Consider the following 24,419-nt stretch of genomic DNA (forward strand, 5'->3'; position numbering starts at 1 on the left):
TCCGCCGGCAGCGCAAAGGCTCAAAACCGCAGGTCCGGTGTTTATAGGCGCGAAGTTTGCCATAAAGCTCGGGTTTTCGCCCTATTTGCGAGAACTCCGGCCACTGTAGGAGCTGCCGAAGGCTGCGATCTTTTGATCTTCCTGTGCCGCGACCCGGAAAGATCAAAAGATCGCAGCCTTCGGCAGCTCCTACAGGGGTAGTCAGGAGATCAAGCCGGGTGGGCTACGGCTCGACTTGCGCCCACTGCTTGCTCAAGCGCTTGTCCGAGATCGGCACCTTGGTGCCCAGCTGCTGGGCAAACAACGAGACCCGGTATTCCTCCAGCCACCAGCGGTACAGCTCCAGCTGCGGATCGCGCTTGCCTTCCTGGGCATGTTTGCTGGCTCGGGCCTGGTACTGCGCCCACAGGCCGGACAGTTCACCACTCCAGACCCGATCTTTTTGCACCTGGGCACCGAGTTTCTCGAAGCGCTGCTCAATGGCTTTCAGGTAACGCGGCAGTTCCTTGAGCCACGGCATCGGCGTCTCACGCACGAAGCCCGGATACACCAGATTGCCAAGCTGCTGCTTGATGTCGTTCAGGGCCACGGCTTGCGCCAGGTCGATCTTGCCCTTGAAGCGTTTTTGCAGACCATGCCACAGCTTGAGAATTTCCAGGGTCAAGCGGGCCAGGCGTTCGGCATGCTCGGTCCAGCCGCCGCGCTTGCGCTCGGCCAGTGCCGCGAGCCCTGCGCCATCGCGGGGCAGCGGGTCTTCACCGTCAAGAATGCAGCTGTCGAGGCTGGCCAGCAGAATGTCTTCCACCAGGCTGTCGATGCGCCCCATGTCGCGGTACATCAGCCCCAGCTCCGTCAGCCCCGGCAACTTGCTGCGCAGGAACTTCGCCGGTTCCGCCAGCTGCTGCATCAGCAAACGCTGCAAGGCGCGCCGATGCTGGAACTCGGCTTCGGCCGGGGTCGAGAAACGCCCTTCCTTGACCGTGCCGGCTTCCTCTACCAATGCCGGATAAACCGTCATCGACAGCCCGGCGATCTTCTGCTGGGTTTTTTCCGCCACCGCGGCAAAGACTTTCGGCTCCACCGGCTGCTGGCTTTTTGCAGTTTGCGGCACCGCCAATGCCGCCTGACTGGCTTCGGCAAACCGCGCAGTCAGTTCCGCCAGATCACGCCCCTCGCCGAGGAACTTGCCCTGGCCGTCGACGATTTCCAGGTTCATTCGCAGGTGGCTGTCGACCTGCTGCGCCGCTTCGGCCCAGGCTTCATCGCTGACCCGCGCACCGGTCATGCGCAGCAATTCGCGACCCAGTGCCTGGGGCAACGATCCCTCGGCAAAGGTCATGCGTTGCAAGGCAGCCTTGACGAAATCCGGCACCGGCACGAAGTTCTTGCGCAGCGCCTTGGGCAGGTTGCGCACCAGGGCAATGCACTTGGCCTCGATCACGCCTGGCACCAGCCATTCCAGGCGTTCCGGCGGCAGCATCGGCAACAGCGGCGCCGGCACGCGCAAGGTCACGCCGTCCCGCGGATGGTTGGGCTCGAAGTGATAGCTCAGGGCCAGTTCCAGATCGCCGATGTGCAGGGTGTCCGGGTAATGCAGCGCGGTGACTTCGCTGGCCTCGCGGGCGAGCACATCTTCCTCGCGCATGATCAGCAGCTGCGGGTCTTTCTGGCTGTTGACGCGATACCAGCTGTCGAACGTCGCGGTCTGGTGAATCTCCGCCGGCAGCCGCGCATCGTAGAAGGCGAACAAGGTTTCCTCGTCGGCAAGGATGTCGCGACGACGGGCCTTGGCTTCCAGTTCATCCAACTGTTCGAGCAACTGCGCATTGGCCACCAGGCACTTGGCTTTGGACTGAATCTCGCCACGTACCAGACCTTCGCGAATGAACAACTCGCGCGATACCACCGGATCGATCGGCCCGTAATGCACCGGCCGGCGACCCACCACGATCAACCCGAACAAGGTGATCTGCTCGAAAGCCACCACCTGCCCGCGCTTCTTCTCCCAATGGGGTTCGAAGTGGTTTTTCTTGATCAGGTGCCCGGCCAGCGGCTCGATCCAGTCGGAGTCGATTTTGGCGACCATGCGCGCATAGAGTTTGGTGGTTTCCACCAGCTCGGCGGTCATCAGCCACTGCGGACGTTTCTTGCCCAGGCCCGACGATGGGTGAATCCAGAAGCGTCGCTGGCGGGCGCCGAGATAATCGCCTTCGTCGGTCTTCTGGCCGATCTGGCTGAGCAGGCCGGAGAGCACCGCCTTGTGCAATTTCGGATAATCCGCCGGCTCTTTATTGAGGCTCAGCTGCATGTCGCGGCAGATCAGGCTCAATTGCCGATGGGAGTCGCGCCATTCACGCAGGCGCAGGTAATTGAGGAAGTTCTTGCGGCACCAATTGCGCAGCGGGCTCGCCGTCAGCGCCTGCCGCTGCTCCTCGAAACCGCGCCACAGATTGACCAGCCCGGCGAAATCCGAGTCCACATCCTTCCACTGGGCGTGGGCCTGATCCGCTGCCTGCTGACGCTCCGGCGGACGCTCACGCGGGTCCTGGATCGACATGGCGCTGGCGACGATCAGGACTTCCTGCAAGCTGCCAAGCTTGGCCGCCTCCAGCAACATGCGGCCCATGCGCGGGTCCACCGGCAGCCGCGCCAACTGACGACCGAGCGGGGTCAGCTGGCTGTTGCGGTCGACCGCCGAGAGCTCTTGCAGCAGGTTGAAGCCGTCGCTGATGGCCTTGCCATCCGGCGGCTCGATAAACGGGAAATCGGTGATCTCGCCGAGACGCAGATGCAGCATCTGCAGGATCACCGCGGCAAGGTTGGTACGCAGGATTTCAGGGTCGGTAAATTCCGGACGCCCAATAAAATCCTCTTCGCTGTACAAGCGTATGCAAATCCCCGGCTCAACCCGGCCGCAACGGCCTTTACGCTGGTTGGCGCTTGCCTGGGAAATCGCCTCGATGGGCAGGCGCTGGACCTTGGCGCGATAGCTGTAGCGGCTGATACGCGCGGTGCCGCTGTCGATCACGTAACGAATGCCCGGCACGGTCAGCGAGGTTTCCGCGACGTTGGTCGCCAGCACCACGCGGCGGCCCGGATGCGACTGGAAAATCCGCTGCTGTTCGGCCGGCGACAGCCGTGCGTACAGCGGCAGGATTTCAGTGTGCTTGAGTTGGGCCTTGCGCAGCATGTCGGCGGCGTCGCGAATCTCACGCTCGCCGGGCAGGAACACCAGCACATCGCCGGGGCTCTTGCGTTCACTGCGTTCGAAATCGGCGATTTCGTCGAGGGTCGCGAGAATGGCCTGGTCGACGGTCAAGTCATCCTCGACCCGGTTGCCCTCTTCGTCCTGCTCCAGGGTCAGCGGGCGATACCAGGTTTCCACCGGGAAGGTGCGACCGGAGACTTCAACGATCGGTGCATCATCGAAGTGCTTGGAGAATCGTTCCAGATCGATGGTGGCCGAGGTGATGATGACCTTCAGGTCCGGACGACGGGGCAGCAGGGTTTTCAGGTAGCCGAGCAGGAAGTCGATGTTCAGGCTGCGTTCGTGGGCTTCGTCGACGATGATCGTGTCGTAGCGTTCGAGGTATCGATCGTTCTGGGTTTCCGCCAGCAGGATGCCGTCGGTCATCAGCTTGATCAGGGTGTTGGAATCGCTCTGATCCTCGAACCGCACCTGATAGCCGACCAGCGCACCCAACGGCGTGCCCAGCTCTTCGGCAACCCGGCTGGCCACGCTGCGGGCGGCAATTCGACGGGGCTGCGTATGGCCGATCAGGCCGTGCTGGCCGCGCCCGATCTCCAGGCAGATCTTCGGCAGCTGGGTGGTTTTACCCGAACCGGTCTCGCCCGCGATGATCAGCACCTGATGCTGGAGCAGGGCCGCCTTGATTTCATCGCGCTTGGCGGCAATGGGCAGACTGTCGTCGTAACGCACCACCGGCAGGCTGGCACGCCGCGCCAGCACCTGGTCGCAGGACGCCTGCATGCGCGTGACCCACTGGGCCAGCTTGGCTTCGTCAGGCTTCTTGCGCAGCTCAAGCAGCTGCCGACGCAGCCGGTGGCGGTCGGCGAGCATGGCGTGATCGAGGTTTTTCAGCAGTTTGTCGATGGAGGGCGATTCGTCGGTCATCGGGTACGCAATTCAGTCGTCTAGTGGCGCAGGGGGACGATTGTCGCAGATTTACTATGGATTGCGGATGTTCAAAGCGGGGGCTTGCGTAGGAGCTGCCGAAGGCTGCGATCTTTTGATCTTGATTTTTTCGATGCTTCTGAGAAACAAGATCAAAAGATCGCAGCCTTCGGCAGCTCCTACAGGGGTTGTGGCGTTATTCGTTATCGAGGCCCCTGCGCCGATACGGGAACACATCGATGACTTTCCCGGCGCGGATGGCTTCCTGCAGGCTTTTCCAGTAATCGGCGTTATACAGCTCGCCATGCAACTGATCGAACAGCCTGCGCTGCCCTGCATCGGCAAACAGGAACGGCGGAAACTCTTCAGGAAATACATCCAGTGGCCCGATCGAATACCACGGTTCAGACGCCATTTCGTCTTCAGGCGTACGCGGTTGCGGGATATGCCGGAAATTCGCCTCGGTCAGGAAGCAGATCTCGTCGTAGTCATAAAACACCACGCGACCGTGACGGGTGACGCCAAAATTCTTCAGCAGCATGTCGCCAGGAAAGATGTTGGCCGCCGCCAGCTGCTTGATCGCCAGGCCGTAATCCTCCAGCGCCTCGCGCACTTGATCGTCGTTGGCGTTTTCCAGATAAAGGTTGAGCGGCGTCATCCGCCGTTCGGTCCAGCAGTGGCGGATCAACACCGTGTCGCCCTCTACCGACACCGTCGACGCCGCCACCTCAAGCAACTCTTCCAGGCACGCCGGGTCAAACTTGCTCAGTGGAAAACGGAAGTCGGCGAACTCCTGGGTATCGGCCATGCGCCCGACCCGGTCGACACTTTTCACCAGGCGGTACTTCTCGATCACCGTGGCGCGGTCGACGTTTTTCGACGGCGAGAAGCGGTCCTTGATGATCTTGAACACGGTATTGAAACCCGGCAAGGTGAACACGCTCATCACCATGCCGCGCACACCGGGGGCCATGATGAACTGGTCATCGGTGTTGGCCAGGTGATTGATCAGCGCCCGGTAGAACTCGGATTTGCCATGTTTGTAGAAGCCGATCGAGGTGTACAGCTCGGCGATGTGCTTGCCCGGCAGGATGCGCTTGAGGAAGCCGATGAACTCGGCCGGCACCGGCACATCCACCATGAAATACGAGCGGGTGAACGAGAAGATGATCGAGACGTCGGCTTCGTCGGTGATCAACGCATCGATCTGAATGCCGCGACCTTCGCGGTGCAGCAGCGGAATCACCAACGGCCATTGTTCGTCGCGGGTATAGATGCGGCCTACCAGGTAGGCGCCCTTGTTGCGGTAGAGCACCGAGGAAAACAGTTCGACGCCCAGTTCCGGATCCTTGCACACCCAGTCTGGGAGATTCTCGCGCAGCTGCGCTTCCAGGCGGCGCAGGTCGCCGGGCAGGTCGGCGTAGGCTTCGCTGAAGCTGTAGTCGGCAAAAATGCTCGCCAGCATGCCGGACAGCTGACCTTGGGGCTTGTAGGTGCGGGTTTGCGCCGCCCGGGCGCGGCGCAGGCTCGGCCGGGTGGTGTGAATGAACATGCTGCCGTCGCTGATCAGGTCGTGGCTGAACAGCCCGCAGAAGATCGAGTTGTACCAGGTCTCGGACAGCTCGTCGTCGAAGCGCAGGTCGATCAGGCTGATGTACGCACTCTTGACCAGCGGCCAGCAACTGACGTCCATCAGCGCGTCGGTGTCGAAGGACGCGCGCAGGTGGTCCACCGTTTCGCCGACCTTCTCTTCGTACAGATTGATCCGCGCGGCCGAGGCCGATTGCGTTTCCTGCCACTGGGCCTGCTCGAAACGAGCTCGCGCGCCGTCGGTGATCTGGCGGAAATGCTCGCGGTAATCGTCAAAGCCATCGAGGATCATTCGGGCGATATCGGCGGCTGGCCATTGCTGCGGCATAGGTAAAACCTCGGCGGCTGTTCTTGTCGTTGGAGACTGAGCTTAGTGGCCCTTTGTTACGCAACGCAACCATTGCCTTGTGCCCCGACTGGCGCGACACTTGCGCGCCCATCAAGGAAGGAACGTGCCGTGAACCCCGTCGATATTTTTCGCATGCTGTCATTGGCAGCCATCTGGGGAGCGAGCTTTCTGTTCATGCGCATCATCGCCCCGGTCATTGGCACCGTGCCCACGGGGTTCTTCCGGGTCTCGATCGCCGCCGCCGGTCTGTTGGTGATCCTGGGCCTGATGCGCATCAGCTGGGACTTCAAGGGCAAACTGAAAACGGTGATGCTGCTCGGGGTGATCAACTCCGGCATTCCGGCGACCTTGTATTCCGTGGCGGCCCAGGTGCTGCCCGCCGGTTACTCGGCGATTTTTAATGCGACCACCCCATTGATGGGGGTGTTGATCGGCGGTTTGTTCTTTAGTGAAAAGCTCAGCGGCACCAAGCTCGGTGGAGTGTTTCTCGGGCTGTTCGGCGTCGGCATCCTGACCCGCGCCGGGCCGGTGGCATTCGATCTGCAACTGTTAATGGGCGCCCTCGCCTGCCTGCTTGCCACGACCTGCTACGGCTTCGCCGGGTTTCTTGCGCGGCGCTGGCTGGACCAGGCCGGCGGTCTCGACAGCCGTCTCTCGGCGCTGGGCAGCATGCTCGGCGCGACGTTGTTCCTGTTGCCGCTGTTCGGTTACAGCGTGATCAGCCAGCCGCCGGCGAACTGGGGCGGTTGGAGTGTCTGGTTGTCGTTGCTGGGATTGGGCCTGGGCTGCACGGCCTTTGCCTACATCATCTACTTCCGCTTGCTGAGCTCGATCGGGCCGGTCAAGTCGATGACGGTGACCTTCATGATCCCGCCGTTCGGGGTGTTGTGGGGGGCGTTGTTTCTCGATGAGCCATTGTCGATGGCGCACATTTACGGCGGGGTGTTGATTGCGCTGGCGTTGTGGCTGGTGTTGAAACCGGCCAGGGTGGTTGGCCGGTAGATTTGTTCAAGGCTGATGAACTGATGAACTGATGAACTGATGATCTGATGATCTGATGATCTGATGATCTGATGAACTGATGAACTGATGAACTGATGTTCTGTGGGAGCAAAGCTTGCTCGCGACTGCGGACTGTCATTCACCATGATGCTGACTGTCACGACGCCATCGCGAGCAAGCTTTGCTCCCACAGATCATCAGCCAGCATCAGCAGGCATCAATAGGCATCAATAGGCATCAGCCAAACAACCAATACCCTAACAACACCAGCACCACCACCGCCAGCACCGGGCGCAGCACGCGGTAGGCCTTTGGATTTCGGCGTTTCCACTGCTTGATCACTCCACTGAACCTGTCACTGGAATTCTTGCTCCAGGCATACGCATGGTTGATCCCGCCCACCCGTTCGTCATCCAGGTTCTGCGGCGCGGTAGCACGGCCCAGCAGGCCGCTGATCCAGCGATTGACCCGGGTCATGAAACGGTTGCTCAACGGTCGCTCGATGTCGCAGAACAGAATCACCCGAGTCTGATCAGTCTCGTTCTTGACCCAATGCACATAGGTTTCATCGAACATCACGTCCTCGCCATCACGCCAGGCATACTCCTGGCCATCGACGAAAATCCGGCAAGCATCGGAATTGGGTGTCGACAGTCCGAGGTGATAACGCAACGAACCGGCGAACGGGTCACGGTGCGGGTTCAGATGGCTCCCTCCTGGCAACAACGCGAACATGGCACCCTTGACGTTGGGGATGCTGCTGACCAGCGCCACAGTCTTCGGGCACAACGCCTGCGCAGAAGGCAGCGGTTTGTCGTACCACTTGAGGTAAAAACGCTTCCAGCCCTTCTTGAAGAACGAGCCAAAACCGGCGTCGTTGTTCTTTTCGGCAGCGCGGATGTAACCCTCGTCAAACAAGTGCATCGCCTCGTCACGAATCACTTGCCAATTGTCCTTCAGAACGTCAAGTTCAGGGAACTTGCTGCGGTCCAGATAGGGCTTGGACGGCACTCCGGAGAACATGTACATCAAGGCGTTGTAAGGGGCGAACAAAGCGGAATGATTGACGAACTGACGCAGGACCGGCAGTCGCGCCTTGCCGCGCAAATGCACGTAGAGGGTGCTGCCCAGAAACAGCAGTAACAAAGATGCCTTCGCGGCAAAGGAAAAGGTCATCAACAACTCCTTGATAATGGGCAACTCTGCACAACGCCATCTACCCGACGTGGCAGCCGGCCATGATCATCACTGCCGGCATAGGGGAAAACCCGTAAAACTGAAAATTCACTGTTGGGGATTCGGTAACAAACTACTTTTTAGCACAGGATTGCTGAACGGGGGCTGACTTGGGTCAGGCCATAGGCCTGTGTCCTTTGTAGGAGTGAGCCTGCTCGCGATAGCGATGTGTCAGTCGACATCAATGCCGGTTGATCAATTGCAATCGCGAGCAGGCTCACTCCTACAGGGAATTTGCAGTGTCTCTTAAGCCTGGTTTTCCTGGTCGGTGAACAGGTCACTGAACAGCATGCTCGACAGATAACGTTCTCCGGAGTCCGGCAGGATTACCACAATGGTCTTGCCCTGCATCTCCGGCGTTTCGGCCAGTCGCACCGCCACTGCCATCGCCGCACCGCAGGAAATCCCGCACAAAATCCCCTCTTCCTGCATCAAGCGCAAGGCCATGGCCTTGGACTCTTCATCCGTCACCAGCTCGACCCGATCGACCATCGACAGATCAAGATTTTTTGGCACAAAACCGGCGCCAATGCCCTGAATCTTGTGCGGGCTCGGCTTGATTTCCTGCCCCGCCAGCGCCTGGGTAATCACCGGCGACACCACCGGTTCCACGGCCACCGACAGGATCGGTTTGCCCTGGGTATTCTTGATATACCGCGAAACTCCGGTGATAGTTCCGCCGGTTCCTACGCCCGCTACCAGCACATCAACTGCACCGTCGGTGTCGTTCCAGATTTCCGGACCCGTGGTTTTCTCATGGATGGCCGGGTTGGCAGGATTTTCAAACTGTGCCGGCATGAAATGGCTGGCCGGATTGCTGGCGACGATTTCGCTGGCCTTTTCGATGGCGCCTTTCATGCCCTTGGCAGGTTCGGTCAGGACCAGTTCTGCGCCGAGCGCCTTGAGTACCTTGCGACGCTCGATGCTCATGGACGCGGGCATGGTCAGCATCAGCTTGTAACCCCGGGCGGCGGCCACGAACGCCAGGCCGATGCCGGTGTTGCCAGAAGTGGGTTCGACAATGGTCATGCCCGGCTTGAGTTTTCCGGAGCTTTCGGCGTCCCAGATCATGTTCGCGCCGATCCGGCACTTGACCGAATAACCGGGGTTGCGTCCTTCGATCTTGGCCAGGATGGTCACGCCGCGCGGTGCGATGCGGTTGATCTGCACCAGCGGCGTATTGCCAATGGAATGGGCGTTGTCAGCGAAGATACGGCTCATGGCTGGGTCCTTATGCAGCGTTGAAATAGCGCTCCAAGGTAAGCCTGTTGTGGGTGCTAGTCCAGTCAGGTCGAACGTCCAGCGAGCATGACAGTCAATGGTTTTACATCGCTGGAGAATTGTCATCATGAAACGTCGTTACAGCTGGCCCCTGTGGACCCTCGCCGGTGTGATTGTGCTGCTGGTTGCACTGCACATCGCCCTGCCCTACATGGTGCGCGACTACTTGAATGAAAAACTCGCCGACATGGGCGATTACCGCGGGCAGATCACCGACGTCGACCTGGCGTGGTGGCGTGGCGCCTACAAGATCAACGGGCTGAAAATCGTCAAGGTCGACGGCAAGGTCCCGGTGCCATTCGTCAACGCGCCGTTGATCGACCTGTCCGTGAGCTGGCACTCACTGTGGTCCGACCACGCGGTGGTGGCCGAGGTGCAGTTTTTTAATCCGGAAGTGAATTTCGTCGACGGTGGCGCCAACAAACAGAACTCGCAGACTGGTAAGGGCACTGACTGGCGCGCCCAATTGAGCAAACTGGCGCCCTTTACGTTTAACGAAATAAAAATCAACGACGGCAAGATCACCTTCCGCAATTTCAATTCCAAACCGCCGGTGAACATGAACGCCACCAAGGTCAATGCGAGCCTCTACAACCTGACCAACGTGGTCGACACCGAAGGCAGGCGTGACGCGCGTTTTGAAGGCAAGGCCCTGTTGCTCGGCCATGCGCCGCTGGAAACTACCGCGACCTTCGACCCGTTAAGCAATTTCGAGGACTTCGACTTCCGCCTGCGGGCCCGTGACATCGAGCTCAAGCGCATGAACGACTTTGCCTCAGCCTATGGCAAGTTCGACTTCAACGCCGGTCACGGTGACGTGGTGATCGAGGCCGAAGCCAACAAGGGCAAACTCAAGGGCTACATCAAGCCGCTGCTCAAGGACGTCGACGTGTTTAATTGGCAGCAGGATGTGGAAAATAAGGATAAGGGGATATTCCGCTCAATATGGGAGGCTGTGGTCGGAGGCTCGGAGACCGTGCTGAAAAATCAGGGCAAGAACCAGTTCGCGACCCGTGTGGAGCTGAGCGGCAACGTGCATCGGCAAGATATCAACGCGTTTCAGGCGTTTTTGCAGATTTTACGCAACGGATTCATCCAGGCTTTTAATGCTCGTTATGAACGACCGAAGCCGGATGCGGGCTGAGTCATCAAGTGACGCTCCATTCAGAGACTGAATAAGCCGTCTGCGTTCACAGTCGACCGGCCTGCGCGTTATAGTCGGGCATAATATTTAATTCGCCCGTCCCGCCCTGCTTCGTTCAGGTCGGCGTCACCGTTCGAGGATTAGCAGATGAAGTTCGAAGGCACCCAGGCCTACGTCGCCACCGATGACCTGAAGCTGGCGGTCAACGCCGCCATCACCCTGGAGCGTCCGCTGCTGGTCAAGGGTGAGCCGGGGACCGGCAAGACCATGCTCGCCGAGCAACTGGCCGAATCCTTTGGCGCCAAGTTGATCACCTGGCACATCAAGTCCACCACTAAGGCCCACCAGGGCCTGTACGAGTACGACGCGGTCAGCCGCCTGCGCGACTCGCAGCTGGGCACCGAAAAGGTCCACGACGTTCGTAACTACCTGAAGAAGGGCAAGCTGTGGGAGGCTTTCGAGTCCGAGGAGCGGGTGATCCTGCTGATCGACGAGATCGACAAGGCCGACATCGAGTTCCCGAACGACCTGCTGCAGGAACTCGACAAGATGGAGTTCTACGTCTACGAAATCGACGAGACCATCAAGGCGAAGAAACGCCCGATCATCATCATTACCTCCAACAACGAGAAAGAGCTGCCGGACGCCTTCCTGCGTCGCTGCTTCTTCCACTACATAGCCTTCCCGGACCGCACTACCCTGCAGAAAATCGTCGACGTGCACTACCCGGACATCAAGAAGGACCTGGTCAGCGAAGCGCTGGACGTGTTCTTCGACGTGCGCAAGGTGCCGGGCCTGAAGAAAAAGCCTTCGACCTCGGAACTGGTGGACTGGCTGAAGCTACTGATGGCCGACAACATCGGCGAAGCCGTGCTGCGCGAACGCGATCCGACCAAGGCCATTCCGCCGCTGGCCGGTGCCCTGGTGAAAAACGAACAGGACGTGCAGTTGCTCGAACGCCTGGCGTTCATGAGCCGTCGCGGCTCCCGCTGATCCCTCTTTTAACACGATAGAGGGCGATAGCCATGCTGCTCAACCTGTTCAATGAAATGCGCGCTGCCAAGGTGCCGGTCTCGGTACGTGAGCTGCTGGACCTGATCAACGCGCTAAAACAGCGCGTGACCTTCGCCGACATGGACGAGTTCTACTACCTGTCCCGGGCGATCCTGGTGAAGGACGAAAAGCATTTCGACAAGTTCGACCGAGCCTTCGGTGCGTACTTCAATGGCCTGGAAAAACTCGACGACCACCTGCAGGCACTGATTCCTGAAGAGTGGCTGCGCAAGGAGTTCGAGCGCTCCCTGACCGACGAGGAACGGGCGGCGATCCAGTCCCTGGGTGGCCTGGACAAACTGATCGAAGAGTTCAAGAAACGCCTGGAAGAACAGAAGGAACGCCATGCCGGCGGTAACAAGTGGATCGGCACCGGCGGCACCAGCCCTTTCGGTTCCGGCGGCTTCAACCCGGAAGGCATCCGCGTCGGCGATGCCGGCAAGCGCCAGGGCAAGGCGGTCAAGGTCTGGGATCAGCGCGAGTACAAGAACCTCGACGATTCGGTGGAGCTGGGTACGCGCAACATCAAGGTCGCGCTGCGCCGGCTGCGCAAATTTGCCCGCCAGGGTGCGGCCGAAGAGCTGGACATCGACGGCACCATCGACCACACCGCGCGCGATGCCGGGCTGCTGAATATCCAGATGCGCCCGGAGCGGCGCAACACCGTCAAACTGCTGCTGTTATTCGACATCGGCGGTTCGATGGACGCCCACGTGAAGATCTGCGAGGAATTGTTCTCGGCCTGCAAGACCGAGTTCAAGCACCTGGAGTACTTCTATTTCCACAACTTCGTTTATGAATCAGTGTGGAAGAACAACATGCGCCGCACTTCCGAGCGCACTTCGACCCAGGACTTGCTGCACAAGTACGGCGCTGATTACAAAGTGATCTTCATTGGGGACGCCGCTATGGCCCCGTATGAAATCACCCAGGCCGGGGGCAGCGTCGAGCACTGGAACGAAGAAGCCGGTTATGTGTGGATGCAGCGGTTCATGGAGAAGTACAAGAAGGTTATCTGGATCAATCCTTATCCGAAGGATACTTGGGCGTATACCTCTTCGACCAACATTGTGCGGGATCTGATTGATGATCAGATGTATCCGTTGACATTGCGGGGGTTGGAGGAAGGGATGCGGTATTTGTCCAAGTAGGTTGTGTTGTCTGGGCGGACGCCTTCGCGAGCAAGCCCGCTCCCACATTGGATTTTTAGTGATACGCAAAATTGTGTATTCACCGAAGATCTACTGTGGGAGCGGGCTTGCTCGCGAAACTTTTAGCTATCCAAATACCGCCGCAAATATTCGACCTGCTCACGATGCGCAGCATCCTGCACCACCGGCCGCAACCTTACCTGCACCCCAGGCAGATACTGCGCCAACCGCGCCAGCGCCAGCGGCGTCAGCGCCCCCAGCCGTGGATACCCGCCAATCGTCTGCCGATCATTGAGCAATACAATTGGCTGCCCATCCGGCGGCACCTGCACCGCGCCCAGCGCAATGCCTTCGGAAATCATCGGTTTGCCCTGATACTCGAGCGCCGGCCCTAACAACCGAATGCCCATGCGATCCGCACGACTGTCCAGGGTCCAGGCACTGTTGAACGCATCGAACGAACTTTGCCCGCTGAACTCGCCGATCTGCGCCCCGAGCACCAGGTCCAGCGGCCGGCTGTCGTTGAAATCCGGCCGCTGCCCGGCAGACAGTTCGCGCAGCAACACCAGCGAACTTCCCAGGTAGCTCAACGGATCACCTGGCGCTAGCGCCCGGCCCAAGCCATTCAACCCGCCCAGCGCCTCACGGACCACCGTCGCACTGCTGCCCAGGACCTTCGGTGCAGCAAAACCACCTGGCGCGGCCAGGTACGCGCGGGCGCCGAGCAGCGGCTGAGTCAACTGCAAGCGCTGCCCTTTGCTCAACCGGAAACTGCGCCACGGCGCGAGCGGCTGGCCATCCACCTGGGCGCCCAGGTCCGCTCCCGCCAGCGCGAGCACGCAATCGTCCTGCGCCACCACGGCAAATCCGCCCAGGGTGATTTCGATCACCGGGGCATCCAGTGGATTGCCCAGCAACCAATTGGCCCAGGACAGCGAGCGCCAATCCAGTCCGCCGCCCTGGGTCACACCCAAGTGCCGCACGCCGAATCGACCGGCGTCCTGCAGCAGACACAGCGGCGTGCTCGCTTCAATCCGCAGGCGGCTCATGTCTGCACCTCAAGGGGGGTATCGTCGCCGCCGAGGTTAATAAATTCGGCATACTCCACCGCTTCAAAACGCACCGTATCGCCCGGCTGCATCAGGCTGTAGCCGTCCCGCTCGCGGTCGAACAGTTTGGCCGGGGTGCGCCCGATCAGGTTCCAGCCACCGGGAGACACCACCGGGTAAGCCGCCGTCTGCCGCTCGGCGATGCCGACGCTGCCAGCGGCGACTTTCTTGCGGGGAGTGTTCAAACGTGGCGCCGCCAGCTCTGGTTCCACCAGGCCCATAAAGGCAAAGCCCGGCGCGAAGCCCAGCGCGAATACCTGATACTCGTGCTCGCTGTGGCGACGAATTACCTCCTGCACGGCCAGCCCGCTGCGCCGGGACAACAGGCTCAACTCGGGGCCAACACTCAGGTCGTACCAGACCGGCAACACATGACAGGTGCCGGCGGCGCGGGCATTGGGCGACAGATCGATCAGGGCTGCGCTGATCAATTCCCGGGCCTGGGTCGGGCTCAAGGTGGTCAAGTCGTAATGCACCATCAAGGTGGTATAGGACGGCACCAGGTCGATCAGATGCCCGACGAACGCTGCCCGCAGGCTGGTACTGGCCGCGAGCATCCACGGCATGTTGGCCTCGGCGATTTCATCAAACAACCGCACCATCAGGCAGTCCAGCGCCACCACTTCGACCCGCAGTTTCATGGTGCAGGCTGCTGATCAAGGGCCTCGCGAATGCGCCGCACGGCGGCAACCGAACTGCTATTGTCGCCATGAACGCACAGGGTATTGGCCTGCAAATGCAGGGCGCTGCCGTCGCTGGCGGTGAGATCGCCGCCGCGGGCGATGGTCAGCGCCTGTTCGATGATGGTTTGCGGGTCGTGGTGCACGGCGCCGGGCAGTTGGCGCGAGACCAGCCGGCCGGCGCTGTCGTAGGCGCGATCGGCGAAGGCTTCGAACCACAGGGTGATGCCGTATTCATCACCCAGCTGCTGCGCGGCGCTGTTGTCGCGGGTTGCCATCAGCATCAGCGGCAAGGTGCGGTCGTAGGCCGCCACCGCTTGCAGCACTGCGCGCAGTTGCGCCGGGTTGGCCATCATGTCGTTGTACATTGCGCCGTGGGGTTTGACGTAGCTCACTCGCCCGCCCTGGGCGCGGCAGACGCCATCCAGTGCGCCGATCTGGTAGTGCAGAATGTCCTGCAGCTCCTGGGCGGTGTAGGTCATGGAACGGCGACCGAAGCCCACCAGGTCCTGATACGCCGGATGCGCGCCGATCTGCACGCCGTTGCTCAATGCTAGGCTGACCGTCTTGCGCATGATGCTCGGGTCGCCGGCGTGGAAACCACAGGCGATGTTGGCGCAGTCGATGAAGGGCATGACTTCGGCGTCCAGACCCATGGTCCAGCTGCCAAAGCTTTCGCCGATGTCGCAGTTCAATAGCAGGCGGGTCATGGGGAACACTCCTGATTGCTTTGTTGAATTCGGTGGGCGAAAAGCAGGATCAAAAGATCGTCCGATCGCGGCCCGAGCCTTCGGCAGCTCCTACGTTGGAATGCGTACACCTGTAGGAGCTGCCGAAGGCTCGGGCCGCGATCGGACGATCTTTTGATCTTAGAGCCCGCGCACATCCCGATCTTCAATCGGCCGGCTCTGGCGCAAACGCTTGCCGCCCAACACCACCCAATCAATCAACCGGAACAGGCACTCGATCCCGAACGACAGCAGCAGCGCGCCGCTCATCCCCCAGATCATCGCTTCCGGGGTCAGCAGGATCTGGTAGCTGTAGCCATTCCAGGTTTCTTTGCGAATATCCGGGTCAGCGGCCAGCGCCACCTGCAGCACGCGGATGTACCAGGGGCCCTGCATGGCCTGGAACTGTTTATCGAGGGCCAGCTGACGGGTGAGCAGGTTGCTCAGGCTGTCGGCATCACTGCGGAAAATCGGGTCTTCACTGGCGCGGTAATGCGCCACCAGCGCCTGCATGTCGCCTTTGAAGAACTGGTTGGCGGTGCCCTGAAAACCACTCAGGCTGGTCTGCGCTTCAATCAGATGCGCCTCGACCCGCTTGGCATAATCGCTGATGAACCCTGGCACCTGCACCCCGATCAACAGGCCCGCCGCGAACAACACCAGCCGTAGATAACTGAGCAACATCGGAAAGATCCTTATTCGGTCTTGCCCTGGCTGACGCATTCACCGCGTCGCCACAGGCTCCACTGGCCCGGTTCGTAGCGGGTCCAGGTCTCGTTTTCAGTCAGGGGTTCGGTGGCGATTACCGTGACCACATCGTTGGGCGTGGTTTCGGCCTGGAAATCGACGATCACATCGACATCTTTCAACCGCGCAGGGCCAAACGGGGCACGACGAGTGATCTGCGCCAGTTTGGTCGAGCAATAGCAAAACAGCCAGTCACCATCGCTGAGCAGGCAGTTGAACACGCCTTTGCTGCGGTATTCGGCGCATGCAGCCACCAGATCCGGGAGAAACTCTTCAACTTCGACCGGCTCGGGAAACGCCGCGCGCACCCGGTTCAGCAGATCGCAGAATGCCGCTTCACTATCAGTGTCGCCGACCGGGCGGTAAAAGCTGGTAATCGGCTGGAAATCCGCCAGTTGGCCGTTGTGCGCGAAACACCAGTTGCGCCCCCACAATTCACGGACGAACGGATGGGTATTGGACAGGCAGACCTTGCCGACGTTGGCCTGGCGGATGTGCCCAATCACCACTTCGCTTTTGATCGGATAACGCTGCACCAGGTTCGCCACTTCGGACTCACAGCTCGCAGCCGGGTCCTGAAACAGGCGCAATCCGCGGCCTTCATAAAAGGCGATGCCCCATCCATCACGGTGCGGGCCGGTACGCCCGCCGCGCTGCATCAGCCCGGTAAAGCTGAACACGATATCGGTCGGGACATTGGCGCTCATGCCCAATAACTCACACATGCTCGGACTCTCGATGAAAAGCTGGGGCAGGTTTACAAACGCGGTTCAACCCGCAAACGCTGAGGGTTGCTCGGGACTGGCGGACGGCCGTAACGATCGTCGCCGGCACCGCCGAACAGCTGATCGTCTTCTGGCTCGTCGGCGCGGACTGCGGCCTGGGCAGCGTCAGCCTGAGCCTTGCGAGCCTTGGCCGAGCGTTCCCTGGCGAAACGGATGGCGACATAGACCAGGTAGATGCCAAAGGCGAACATCCCGTACATCATCAGGTCGGCAATCGCCCGAAAGGCGTTGTTGCCGACCTTGAACATCAGGTCGAGGGCGGTGATGGCGATCGCCGGGGCGACTTTTGCCTTCACCGGGTCAACCATGGTCGGGGCAAACAGCAACACGGCGACCAGCACCCGCAGCGGCTCGCGCAGCCAGCGCCACATCCAGCGGGTCAGGCGCATCCACACCAGCAGGCAGCCTAAAGCGGCAAAGGCGTAGAGGCCCCAGGCGATCAGATAGTCGTTCTCGGTCATGGTGTCCATGGCAAGGCAGGCAAAGAGACGCTTATAGTAACGACTTTTCGCACGCCAGGCTTGTCCCAATACCTCAGGACAAAACACAACCCCTGTAGGAGCGAGCCTGCTCGCGATAGCGGACTGCCAGCCAACATCGATGTTGAATGTGCTGGACTCATCGCGAGCAGGCTCACTCCTACAGGGACTGCGCAGCTAACCCCATTTTTCGTACACTGTTCGAGAGCCCTTCATGCCCCCATCCGCCAACATTCACGACGCACCCATTGCTCACAAGGCTGAAGGTCCCGACCCGTATGCCTGGCTGCAGGAACGTGACACCCCCGCAGTGCTCGATTATCTGAAGGCCGAAAACAGCTATCAGGAAGCCCAGACCGCCGATCAGGCCGGTTTGCGTGAAAGCCTGTTCGAAGAGATCAAGGGCCGCATCCTCGAAACCGACCTGTCCCTGCCTTCGCCCTGGGGCCCGTATCTGTACTACACCCGCACCACCGCCGGGGACGAGTACGCCCGTCACTACCGGTGCCCGCGCCCGGCCGATGACAGCCTGGAGCTCGACGAGAGCCAGGAACAACTGCTGCTGGACCCGAACGCGCTGGCCAAAGGCGGCTTCTTTTCCCTGGGCGCGTTCAGTATCAGCCCGGACCATCAGCGCCTGGCCTACAGCATCGACTCCACAGGCGATGAGATCTACACCCTATTCGTGAAAGAACTGTCCAGCGGCCGCGTCAGCGAGCTGGAGTTCGAAGACTGCGACGGCAGCATGACCTGGGCCAACGACAGCCTGACGCTGTTTTTCGGCGAGCTGGACGACACCCATCGCCCGCACAAGCTGTACCGCTATCGCCTGGACGGCACCGCAGCCGAAGAAGTCTTCCATGAACCGGACGGACGGTTTTTCCTGCATTGCTACCGCTCCAGCTCCGAGCTGCAATTGCTCCTGGCGCTGGGCAGCAAGACCACCAGCGAAGTCTGGATACTCGACGCGGCGCAGCCACACCAGGCGTTCACCTGTGTGGCGCCTCGCCGCGAGGGCCATGAGTACGACGTCGATCATGGCGTGCACGACGGCGCGTGGAGCTGGTTTATCCGCACCAATCGCGACGGCATCAATTTCGCCCTGTACCACGCCGATGACACTGACGTGGCGCCAACCGAAGAGCAGTGGCAGAACCTGATTCCCCACAGCCACCTGACGATGATCGACGGCATGAGCCTCAATGCCACGGCCATGACCCTGAGCCTGCGGGTCGGCGGGTTGCCGGTGATTGAAGTGCATCCCCAGGATTTGCCGAGCTACCGCGTGCAATTACCGGATGCGGCCTACAGCCTGCATGTGCAGAACAGCCTGGAATTTGTCAGCGAGCGCATTCGCCTGCGCTACGAAGCATTAAATCGTCCGGCGCAGATCCGTCAGCTGGACCTGGCCAATGGCGAGCAGAAGGTCCTCAAGCAAACCCCGGTACTCGGCCCGTTCGACGCCGACGCCTACGTCAGCGAGCGCCTGTGGGCGACGGCACCGGACGGGACGCAGGTGCCGATCAGCCTGGTGGTCAAGCGTGAAGCGCTGGGCCAGCCGACTCCGCTGTACCTTTACGGCTACGGCGCTTATGGCGAAAGCCTCGACCCGTGGTTCTCCCACGCGCGCCTGAGCTTGCTGGACCGCGGAGTAGCATTCGCCATCGCCCACGTGCGCGGCGGCGGCGAACTGGGTGAGGCCTGGTACCGCGCAGGCAAGCAGGAGCACAAGCACAACACCTTCAGCGACTTCATCGCCTGCGCCGAACACCTGATTGCCAATGGCTACACCACCGCACCCCAGCTGGCAATCAGCGGTGGCAGCGCCGGCGGCCTGTTGATCGGCGCGGTGCTCAACCAGCGACCCGAGCTGTTTGGGGCGGCAATCGCCGAAGTGCCGTTTGTTGATGTGCTCAACACCATGCTCGATCCGGACTTGCCATTGACCATTACCGAATACGACGAATGGGGCAATCCCGAGGAGCCGGAGGTCTATGAGCGGATCAAGGCTTATGCGCCTTACGAGAACGTCAGCGCCCAGGCTTACCCGGCGACTCTGGTGATTGCCGGCTACAACGACAGTCGCGTGCAGTACTGGGAAGCGGCGAAGTGGGTAGCCAAGTTGCGCGCGACCAAGACCGACTCCAATCCGCTACTGCTCAAGACTGAATTGGGTGCCGGGCATGGCGGGATGAGTGGGCGGTATCAGGGATTGCGTGATGTGGCCCTCGAGTATGCGTTTGTGTTCAAGGTGCTGGGCATCGCCTGATACCCGTCATGGTTTAACCGCCAGGGGATTTGATCCTGGTGTTGTTCTGCTCAAGGCCCGGTAACGTCTGGTCCTTGGGCGGATTGGGCATTTCGATCGGCGGCAGCAACGGAGGGCTGCCGCTGCCGGCACCTGCCCTGGGCACGCTGGATGGGGTGATCTGCGGGTACGGTGTCGGTGTGGCGGTACCCGGGGAACCGGACATCGGCGCCGGGCTGGTGGGAATGGTTTGCAGCTCCTGGGCCTGCACTGCAGTTATCGAGAGCGCGGCCAAGGCAATGACCGTTAGAATGGTGCGCTTCATCAATGGCTCCGTTAGCCTTGTTGTCTTTCTCAGGCTACTCCCAACTGTGCGGGTTTGCCCTTCCCAATGCCAATTCTTCTCAAGCCCATTTTTTTCAAGACCATTTTTTTCTAGCCCATTCTTCTCAAGAGAGCCCCATGAAACGTTTTGTTCTGCTCGACACCACGCCAATCCCGGAAAACGGCGGTGCCCTGTGCCTGTTCGAGTACGGCGAGGACTTCGTCATCAAGATCCAGGGCGGTGACGGCGGGCAACTGATGAACACCCGCATGCACGGCTCTGAAGATGCGCTGGCGGAGATCCCCTGCCGCAAGGTCGCCGGCCGGCCAGATTCGCGGGTGTTGATCGGCGGCCTGGGCATGGGTTTTACCCTGGCTTCGGCGCTCAAGCACCTGGGCAAGAGCGCGCAAGTGGTGGTCGCCGAACTGGTGCCTGGGGTTGTCGAATGGAACCGCGGCCCCCTGGGCGAAAAAGCCGGCAACCCGCTGCTCGACCCGCGCACGGTGATCCGCATGGAAGACGTGGCCAAGGTGCTGCAGGCTGAGCCCCAGGGTTTCGACGCGATCATGCTCGACGTCGACAACGGCCCTGAAGGCCTGACCCAGAAAGCCAACAGCTGGTTGTATTCCGCTGGCGGCTTGAGCGCTTGTGCCAAGGCCCTGCGGCCCAAGGGCGTGCTGGCGGTGTGGTCGGCGAGCGCCGACCGGCAGTTTTCCGACAAACTGAAAAAGGCCGGTTTCAAGGCCGAGGAAGTCCAGGTCTTCGCCCATGGCAACAAGGGTACCCGCCACACCATCTGGATTGCCGAGAAGCTCAAGGGCTGAGCTAAACTGCGTGTATAACCGTCATTAGTCTTTTACAAAGGTGAACCCATGAGTTCGTCAACCACCCCGACCAACACCTCGAAGCTGGACCGCATCCTCGCCGACAACCAGCGCGACAAGGAAATGGGTTACCGCGACAAGGCCCTGAAGATGTACCCGCACGTGTGCGGACGCTGCACCCGTGAATTTTCCGGCAAGCGCCTGAGCGAATTGACCGTGCACCACCGTGACCACAATCACGACAACAACCCCCAGGACGGCTCGAACTGGGAGCTGCTGTGCCTGTATTGCCATGACAATGAGCACTCGCGTTACACCGACCAGCAGTACTTCAGCGAGGGTTCGTTGAGCTCGCCAAAGATCGCCAAGGCGACGCATAACCCGTTTGCGGCGCTGGCTGGGTTGATGAAGAAGGAAGACTGAAGGCTTTCGTTGGCCGGGCTGGCCTCATCGCGAGCAGGCTCACTCCTACAGGGATCTGTGGTGGACCAGATAATTGTGACCACCGAATATCCCCTGTAGGAGCGAGCCTGCTCGCGAAGGGGCCAGCCCAGCCACCACAAACCTCCAAACCAGACACAACACTCATTACCACCACCAACCTGTAGGAGTGAGCCTGCTCGCGATAGCATTCCCCCAGGCACCCCCAACCTCAAACCAAACACCCCTCCCCCCAATCCCCGTATAATCGCGTTTTTTTTCCCGAAGGCACCCCGCTCGTGGCAGACAAACGGTACAGCTGCATTGGTTTGTATAACCCCAAGTCACCGGAAAACGTCGGTTCGGTCATGCGCGCCGCCGGCTGCTATGGCGTGGCCTCGGTGTTCTACACCGGCAAACGGTACGAACGCGCCGCCGATTTCGTCACCGACACCAAGCGGGTCCACTACGACATCCCGCTGATCGGCATCGATGACCTGAAAAAGATCCTGCCCCTGGGTTGCGTCCCGGTCGCCGTGGAACTGGTCGAAGGCGCCCGCGCGCTGCCCGAGTACACTCATCCTGACCGCGCCCTGTACATTTTTGGCCCGGAAGACGGCTCGCTGGATAAAGAGATTCGCGACTGGTGCGAAGACGTGGTCTACATCCCGACAACCGGCTGCATGAACCTCGCTGCCACGGTCAATGTCGTGCTCTATGACCGCATGGCTAAAGGCCTGAATACCCGATCCGGCGCCAAATTCCGCTGAATTGCCGCACATCCGATGGAACAAGCCACACGCGATGGCAGTCAGCTTAATTATCTATTCTTGAAGCAGTCCATCCAGCCAGGAGACAGATCATGAGCGAACTCAAACGCGTAGAGCGCATTGAATCCACCCCGTTCCAGACCAACACCAACCAGAACGTCCATGGCTGGGAGCGTATCGGCTCCCTCGCCGGGGGCGTGGTGATGATGGGCAAAGGCCTGCGTCGTGGCGGTATTTTTGGTTTGATCCAGGTGGCGATCGGTGGCGTGGCCTTGGCCCGTGGCATTACCGGCCACAGCTCGGCCAAGAGCCTGCTGGAAAAAAGCCGTCAGGATATGAACAACGTGCGGGCGAAAATCGAGCGCGCCGGGGAAGAGTTGAGTCAGCTGAAGAAGAATGCCGAGGCGGCGACCAGTACGGCTACTGTGACTGGCAATGATTCGCTGGTTTCGCCGAAGACCGGGGTTTGAGATTTTAAGATCAAAAGATCGCAGCCTGCGGCAGCTCCTACAGATGTCAGGTCGTTCACGAATGTTGTGAACGACCCGACACCCGTAGGAGCTGCCGCAGGCTGCGATCTTTTGACTTAATGAAGCAACTCCGTATCCAAGACTTTGGAAGGCTCGCCAATCACACTCTCGGCCAGCTGCACAAACTCCTTGGTATCCACAGTCTCCAACCGCATCGCCCCGCGCAGCACATCATCCAGCGAACGCTTGTTACGGGTCTTGATGCGAATCTCCTGATCCAGCTCTCCAAGCAGCAACACCGCCTTGCCAATCTGCGCCGAATCCACCTGCTCCCCGCGCAAGGTCGTGACCTTCTGCCCATCCCGGGCCAATTTCTTCAACAAACTCGCATACCGCTCATCGCTCATGCCACCCGCGCGGCGCACCAGCTCAATGGCGTAATACTCGGCAAATCCTTCGCTGATCCAGTCACTGCGGTGCTGGTCGTTGATCCGTCCAAACACCTGGGCCAGTTCGCGCACCAGCGCACTGCTGCCGCTCTCGCTCACCAGCGGCAGACGCGTGTTCAGGTAGATGGATTCCCTTGCCGCCAGGGCGCCGCGCCACATCGGGTCATTGGCGCCGACGATCAGCAACTTGGCCGGATGCCGCGGGAACACTGCCTGCACCTGGGGCCAGACGAAACTCAGCAACGTCAGCACATCCATGCGACGCATGCCCTGGCCCCGGGGAGATGCGACGGTGACTTCGGTTTCCCCCAGCCGCGTGCGGCGAGTGCCGAGATGGCCAGCGAGCATCCAGCCAGTCGGGCGGTCGAACAGGCGCGAGACATTGTCGATCCGGAACTTGTTCTTGCCGATGCGCGGCCAGGCGGTTTCCACGCTTTTCCAGCCAGTCGGCAGTTCGAATTCCAGGCGCGACACCAGCTCGATGCCGTCCTGTTGATCAAGCCTGGCCGCAGGCACCAGGTCATCGCCGCGCATCAACGCCCAAGTGGGCGTCATGCGCGTGTCGAAGCTGCCGCTCTTGCGACCGTGGCTGATGCGCACGCGGTAGATCAGGCTGGATTTGTCCGCAGCCGGGCGCCAGATACCGCGCGCCTGCTTGCCCGGTACAAGTTGCCACTGGCCGTCGGCCTTGAAGTCGCTGTAATGGCTGCCATCGCCCAGGTCGAAATCCAGGCTGCGCACGGCCGAACCCTGGGCGAGGGTCAGCCGCACTTCGGCCTGATCGCTTTGCGGCAACAGGCGCACGTGATAATCCAGATCGACTTTCTTCGCCGCCCACACCGACGAACTCAGGGCCAGCAGCGTAATCGCCAGCGCCTGGCGCAATCCAACAGCCATACACACTCCTTGTGGCAGATACAGTTAGCCCGCGCGAAAAATCAGATGGTCTTCCCAATCGTCCTCGGCCACGCTGCCTTCGGCCAGCATGCGCCCCGATTGTGAAATGCGCTGTTTATGCACTTGATCCCGGTCTCCGCAGACCAGATGGTGCCAGAGCAGCAGATCCTTGCCCTCGCTGACCAGCCGATAACCGCAGGTCGGCGGCAGCCATTTGAATTCGTCGGCCTTGCCCGGCGTCAGCTGGATGCAATCCGGTACCGACTCGCGACGATTAGGGTAATCGCTGCACTGACAGGTTTTCAGGTCCAGCAATTTGCAGGCAATTCGCGTGTAATAAACGCTGTTGTCCTCTTCATCCTCAAGCTTTTGCAGGCAGCACAGGCCACAACCGTCGCACAGCGACTCCCATTCCTCCTGATCGAGTTGATCGAGGGTTTTGCGTATCCAGAACGGTTCGACTTTGGCGGCCATGGTTCGAGCATCGACATCAGGTGGTGAAAAGGCCGCCAGTCTAGTGCCCGGAGCTCTGCGGGCCAAGCATTGG

General features: G+C 60.4%; 22 protein-coding genes. 9 read left to right on the plus strand and 13 right to left on the minus strand.

The genetic code is table 11. The annotated features are described in order from the left end of the window. Nucleotides 1–223: 223 nt before the first annotated feature. Together hrpA and aceK are read right to left on the minus strand one after the other, a co-directional pair. Nucleotides 224–4,135, minus strand: coding sequence for an ATP-dependent RNA helicase HrpA (gene hrpA, locus ACYZTK_RS08315; protein WP_462013986.1), 3,912 nt, complete (start codon nt 4,133–4,135; stop codon nt 224–226). A 196-nt stretch (nt 4,136–4,331) separates the two neighbouring features. Further along, on the minus strand, nt 4,332–6,053 hold the full coding sequence (aceK, locus tag ACYZTK_RS08320) for a bifunctional isocitrate dehydrogenase kinase/phosphatase (RefSeq protein ID WP_462013987.1): 1,722 nt from the start codon (nt 6,051–6,053) through the stop codon (nt 4,332–4,334). A gap of 129 nt (nt 6,054–6,182) precedes the next feature. Between aceK and ACYZTK_RS08325 the strand changes: the two genes are divergently transcribed. Beyond that, entirely contained in the window at nt 6,183–7,076 is an 894-nt protein-coding gene (locus ACYZTK_RS08325) for a DMT family transporter (RefSeq protein ID WP_462013988.1), read from the plus strand. Nucleotides 7,077–7,313: 237 nt separating this feature from the next. On the opposite strand, the gene ACYZTK_RS08330 is transcribed toward ACYZTK_RS08325, so the two are convergent. Together ACYZTK_RS08330 and cysK are read right to left on the minus strand one after the other, a co-directional pair. Continuing rightward, nucleotides 7,314–8,252: an aspartyl/asparaginyl beta-hydroxylase domain-containing protein gene (locus tag ACYZTK_RS08330; protein ID WP_462013989.1), complete on the minus strand. Its 939-nt coding sequence runs from the start codon at nt 8,250–8,252 to the stop codon at nt 7,314–7,316. A 306-nt stretch (nt 8,253–8,558) separates the two neighbouring features. Next, a complete protein-coding gene (gene cysK / locus ACYZTK_RS08335) occupies nt 8,559–9,533 on the minus strand; it encodes a cysteine synthase A (protein ID WP_462013990.1) in 975 nt (324 codons plus the stop codon). 127 nt (nt 9,534–9,660) lie between these two features. On the opposite strand from cysK, the gene ACYZTK_RS08340 reads away from it, so the two are divergent. The 3 genes from ACYZTK_RS08340 (at nt 9,661) to ACYZTK_RS08350 (ending at nt 12,941) form a co-directional block, all read left to right on the plus strand. Further along, entirely contained in the window at nt 9,661–10,737 is a 1,077-nt protein-coding gene (locus ACYZTK_RS08340) for a DUF748 domain-containing protein (protein ID WP_462013991.1), read from the plus strand. Between the two features lie 147 nt (nt 10,738–10,884). After that, a complete protein-coding gene (locus ACYZTK_RS08345; RefSeq protein ID WP_034150015.1) occupies nt 10,885–11,730 on the plus strand; it encodes an AAA family ATPase in 846 nt (281 codons plus the stop codon). 32 nt (nt 11,731–11,762) lie between these two features. Then, nucleotides 11,763–12,941 (plus strand): vWA domain-containing protein, encoded by a 1,179-nt coding sequence (locus tag ACYZTK_RS08350; protein WP_462013992.1) that lies wholly within the window; start codon nt 11,763–11,765, stop codon nt 12,939–12,941. Between the two features lie 122 nt (nt 12,942–13,063). Here the strand turns inward: ACYZTK_RS08350 and ACYZTK_RS08355 are convergent, their stop codons facing one another. From ACYZTK_RS08355 to ACYZTK_RS08380, 6 genes are all read right to left on the minus strand, one after another. Next, nucleotides 13,064–13,990, minus strand: coding sequence for a 5-oxoprolinase subunit C family protein (locus ACYZTK_RS08355; RefSeq protein WP_462013993.1), 927 nt, complete (start codon nt 13,988–13,990; stop codon nt 13,064–13,066). Beyond that, nucleotides 13,987–14,691, minus strand: a complete 705-nt coding sequence (locus ACYZTK_RS08360; RefSeq protein ID WP_462013994.1) for a 5-oxoprolinase subunit B family protein — start codon at nt 14,689–14,691, stop codon at nt 13,987–13,989. Before ACYZTK_RS08360 ends, ACYZTK_RS08355 begins: the two co-directional genes overlap by 4 nt. After that, the gene (locus ACYZTK_RS08365; RefSeq protein WP_462013995.1) at nt 14,688–15,440 is read right to left on the minus strand and encodes a 5-oxoprolinase subunit PxpA; all 753 of its coding nucleotides are present in this window, start codon (nt 15,438–15,440) and stop codon (nt 14,688–14,690) included. Before ACYZTK_RS08365 ends, ACYZTK_RS08360 begins: the two co-directional genes overlap by 4 nt. A gap of 159 nt (nt 15,441–15,599) precedes the next feature. Beyond that, the gene (locus ACYZTK_RS08370) at nt 15,600–16,142 is read right to left on the minus strand and encodes a DUF2937 family protein (RefSeq protein WP_462013996.1); all 543 of its coding nucleotides are present in this window, start codon (nt 16,140–16,142) and stop codon (nt 15,600–15,602) included. A gap of 11 nt (nt 16,143–16,153) precedes the next feature. Continuing rightward, a complete protein-coding gene (locus tag ACYZTK_RS08375) occupies nt 16,154–16,930 on the minus strand; it encodes a class II glutamine amidotransferase (RefSeq protein WP_462013997.1) in 777 nt (258 codons plus the stop codon). A gap of 32 nt (nt 16,931–16,962) precedes the next feature. After that, a complete protein-coding gene (locus ACYZTK_RS08380) occupies nt 16,963–17,460 on the minus strand; it encodes an MFS transporter (protein ID WP_462013998.1) in 498 nt (165 codons plus the stop codon). Nucleotides 17,461–17,683: 223 nt separating this feature from the next. Between ACYZTK_RS08380 and ACYZTK_RS08385 the strand changes: the two genes are divergently transcribed. After that, nucleotides 17,684–19,738 carry a S9 family peptidase gene (locus ACYZTK_RS08385; protein ID WP_462013999.1) on the plus strand — a complete coding sequence of 685 codons (2,055 nt, stop codon included), beginning with the start codon at nt 17,684–17,686 and terminating at the stop codon, nt 19,736–19,738. Between the two features lie 13 nt (nt 19,739–19,751). Here ACYZTK_RS08385 and ACYZTK_RS08390 read toward each other — a convergent pair whose 3' ends face one another. Beyond that, entirely contained in the window at nt 19,752–20,042 is a 291-nt protein-coding gene (locus tag ACYZTK_RS08390) for a hypothetical protein (RefSeq protein WP_462014000.1), read from the minus strand. Between the two features lie 137 nt (nt 20,043–20,179). Between ACYZTK_RS08390 and ACYZTK_RS08395 the strand changes: the two genes are divergently transcribed. The 4 genes from ACYZTK_RS08395 to ACYZTK_RS08410 all read left to right on the plus strand — a co-directional run bounded on the left by ACYZTK_RS08395 (nt 20,180) and on the right by ACYZTK_RS08410 (nt 22,526). Then, on the plus strand, nt 20,180–20,866 hold the full coding sequence (locus ACYZTK_RS08395) for a spermidine synthase (protein WP_462014001.1): 687 nt from the start codon (nt 20,180–20,182) through the stop codon (nt 20,864–20,866). A 48-nt stretch (nt 20,867–20,914) separates the two neighbouring features. Beyond that, nucleotides 20,915–21,289 carry a YajD family HNH nuclease gene (locus ACYZTK_RS08400; RefSeq protein ID WP_045058732.1) on the plus strand — a complete coding sequence of 125 codons (375 nt, stop codon included), beginning with the start codon at nt 20,915–20,917 and terminating at the stop codon, nt 21,287–21,289. A gap of 296 nt (nt 21,290–21,585) precedes the next feature. Continuing rightward, the gene (locus ACYZTK_RS08405; protein WP_045058733.1) at nt 21,586–22,056 is read left to right on the plus strand and encodes an RNA methyltransferase; all 471 of its coding nucleotides are present in this window, start codon (nt 21,586–21,588) and stop codon (nt 22,054–22,056) included. Nucleotides 22,057–22,148: 92 nt separating this feature from the next. Further along, entirely contained in the window at nt 22,149–22,526 is a 378-nt protein-coding gene (locus tag ACYZTK_RS08410; protein WP_462014002.1) for a YgaP family membrane protein, read from the plus strand. A gap of 116 nt (nt 22,527–22,642) precedes the next feature. On the opposite strand, the gene ACYZTK_RS08415 is transcribed toward ACYZTK_RS08410, so the two are convergent. Next, on the minus strand, nt 22,643–23,872 hold the full coding sequence (locus tag ACYZTK_RS08415) for a hypothetical protein (RefSeq protein WP_462014003.1): 1,230 nt from the start codon (nt 23,870–23,872) through the stop codon (nt 22,643–22,645). A gap of 24 nt (nt 23,873–23,896) precedes the next feature. Continuing rightward, nucleotides 23,897–24,346 (minus strand): YcgN family cysteine cluster protein, encoded by a 450-nt coding sequence (locus ACYZTK_RS08420; protein WP_462014004.1) that lies wholly within the window; start codon nt 24,344–24,346, stop codon nt 23,897–23,899. Nucleotides 24,347–24,419 lie beyond the last annotated feature (73 nt).

This window comes from Pseudomonas sp. LB3P31, from assembly GCF_054897945.1.

Coding starts and splice junctions, on each gene's coding strand:
- hrpA (WP_462013986.1), bottom strand. CDS start 4,135: ATGACCGACGAATCGCCCTCCATCGACAAACTGCTGAAAAACCTCGAT.
- aceK (WP_462013987.1), bottom strand. CDS start 6,053: ATGCCGCAGCAATGGCCAGCCGCCGATATCGCCCGAATGATCCTCGAT.
- ACYZTK_RS08330 (WP_462013989.1), bottom strand. CDS start 8,252: ATGACCTTTTCCTTTGCCGCGAAGGCATCTTTGTTACTGCTGTTTCTG.
- cysK (WP_462013990.1), bottom strand. CDS start 9,533: ATGAGCCGTATCTTCGCTGACAACGCCCATTCCATTGGCAATACGCCG.
- ACYZTK_RS08340 (WP_462013991.1), top strand. CDS start 9,661: ATGAAACGTCGTTACAGCTGGCCCCTGTGGACCCTCGCCGGTGTGATT.
- ACYZTK_RS08345 (WP_034150015.1), top strand. CDS start 10,885: ATGAAGTTCGAAGGCACCCAGGCCTACGTCGCCACCGATGACCTGAAG.
- ACYZTK_RS08350 (WP_462013992.1), top strand. CDS start 11,763: ATGCTGCTCAACCTGTTCAATGAAATGCGCGCTGCCAAGGTGCCGGTC.
- ACYZTK_RS08355 (WP_462013993.1), bottom strand. CDS start 13,990: ATGAGCCGCCTGCGGATTGAAGCGAGCACGCCGCTGTGTCTGCTGCAG.
- ACYZTK_RS08360 (WP_462013994.1), bottom strand. CDS start 14,691: ATGAAACTGCGGGTCGAAGTGGTGGCGCTGGACTGCCTGATGGTGCGG.
- ACYZTK_RS08365 (WP_462013995.1), bottom strand. CDS start 15,440: ATGACCCGCCTGCTATTGAACTGCGACATCGGCGAAAGCTTTGGCAGC.
- ACYZTK_RS08370 (WP_462013996.1), bottom strand. CDS start 16,142: ATGTTGCTCAGTTATCTACGGCTGGTGTTGTTCGCGGCGGGCCTGTTG.
- ACYZTK_RS08375 (WP_462013997.1), bottom strand. CDS start 16,930: ATGTGTGAGTTATTGGGCATGAGCGCCAATGTCCCGACCGATATCGTG.
- ACYZTK_RS08380 (WP_462013998.1), bottom strand. CDS start 17,460: ATGGACACCATGACCGAGAACGACTATCTGATCGCCTGGGGCCTCTAC.
- ACYZTK_RS08385 (WP_462013999.1), top strand. CDS start 17,684: ATGCCCCCATCCGCCAACATTCACGACGCACCCATTGCTCACAAGGCT.
- ACYZTK_RS08390 (WP_462014000.1), bottom strand. CDS start 20,042: ATGAAGCGCACCATTCTAACGGTCATTGCCTTGGCCGCGCTCTCGATA.
- ACYZTK_RS08395 (WP_462014001.1), top strand. CDS start 20,180: ATGAAACGTTTTGTTCTGCTCGACACCACGCCAATCCCGGAAAACGGC.
- ACYZTK_RS08400 (WP_045058732.1), top strand. CDS start 20,915: ATGAGTTCGTCAACCACCCCGACCAACACCTCGAAGCTGGACCGCATC.
- ACYZTK_RS08410 (WP_462014002.1), top strand. CDS start 22,149: ATGAGCGAACTCAAACGCGTAGAGCGCATTGAATCCACCCCGTTCCAG.
- ACYZTK_RS08415 (WP_462014003.1), bottom strand. CDS start 23,872: ATGGCTGTTGGATTGCGCCAGGCGCTGGCGATTACGCTGCTGGCCCTG.
- ACYZTK_RS08420 (WP_462014004.1), bottom strand. CDS start 24,346: ATGGCCGCCAAAGTCGAACCGTTCTGGATACGCAAAACCCTCGATCAA.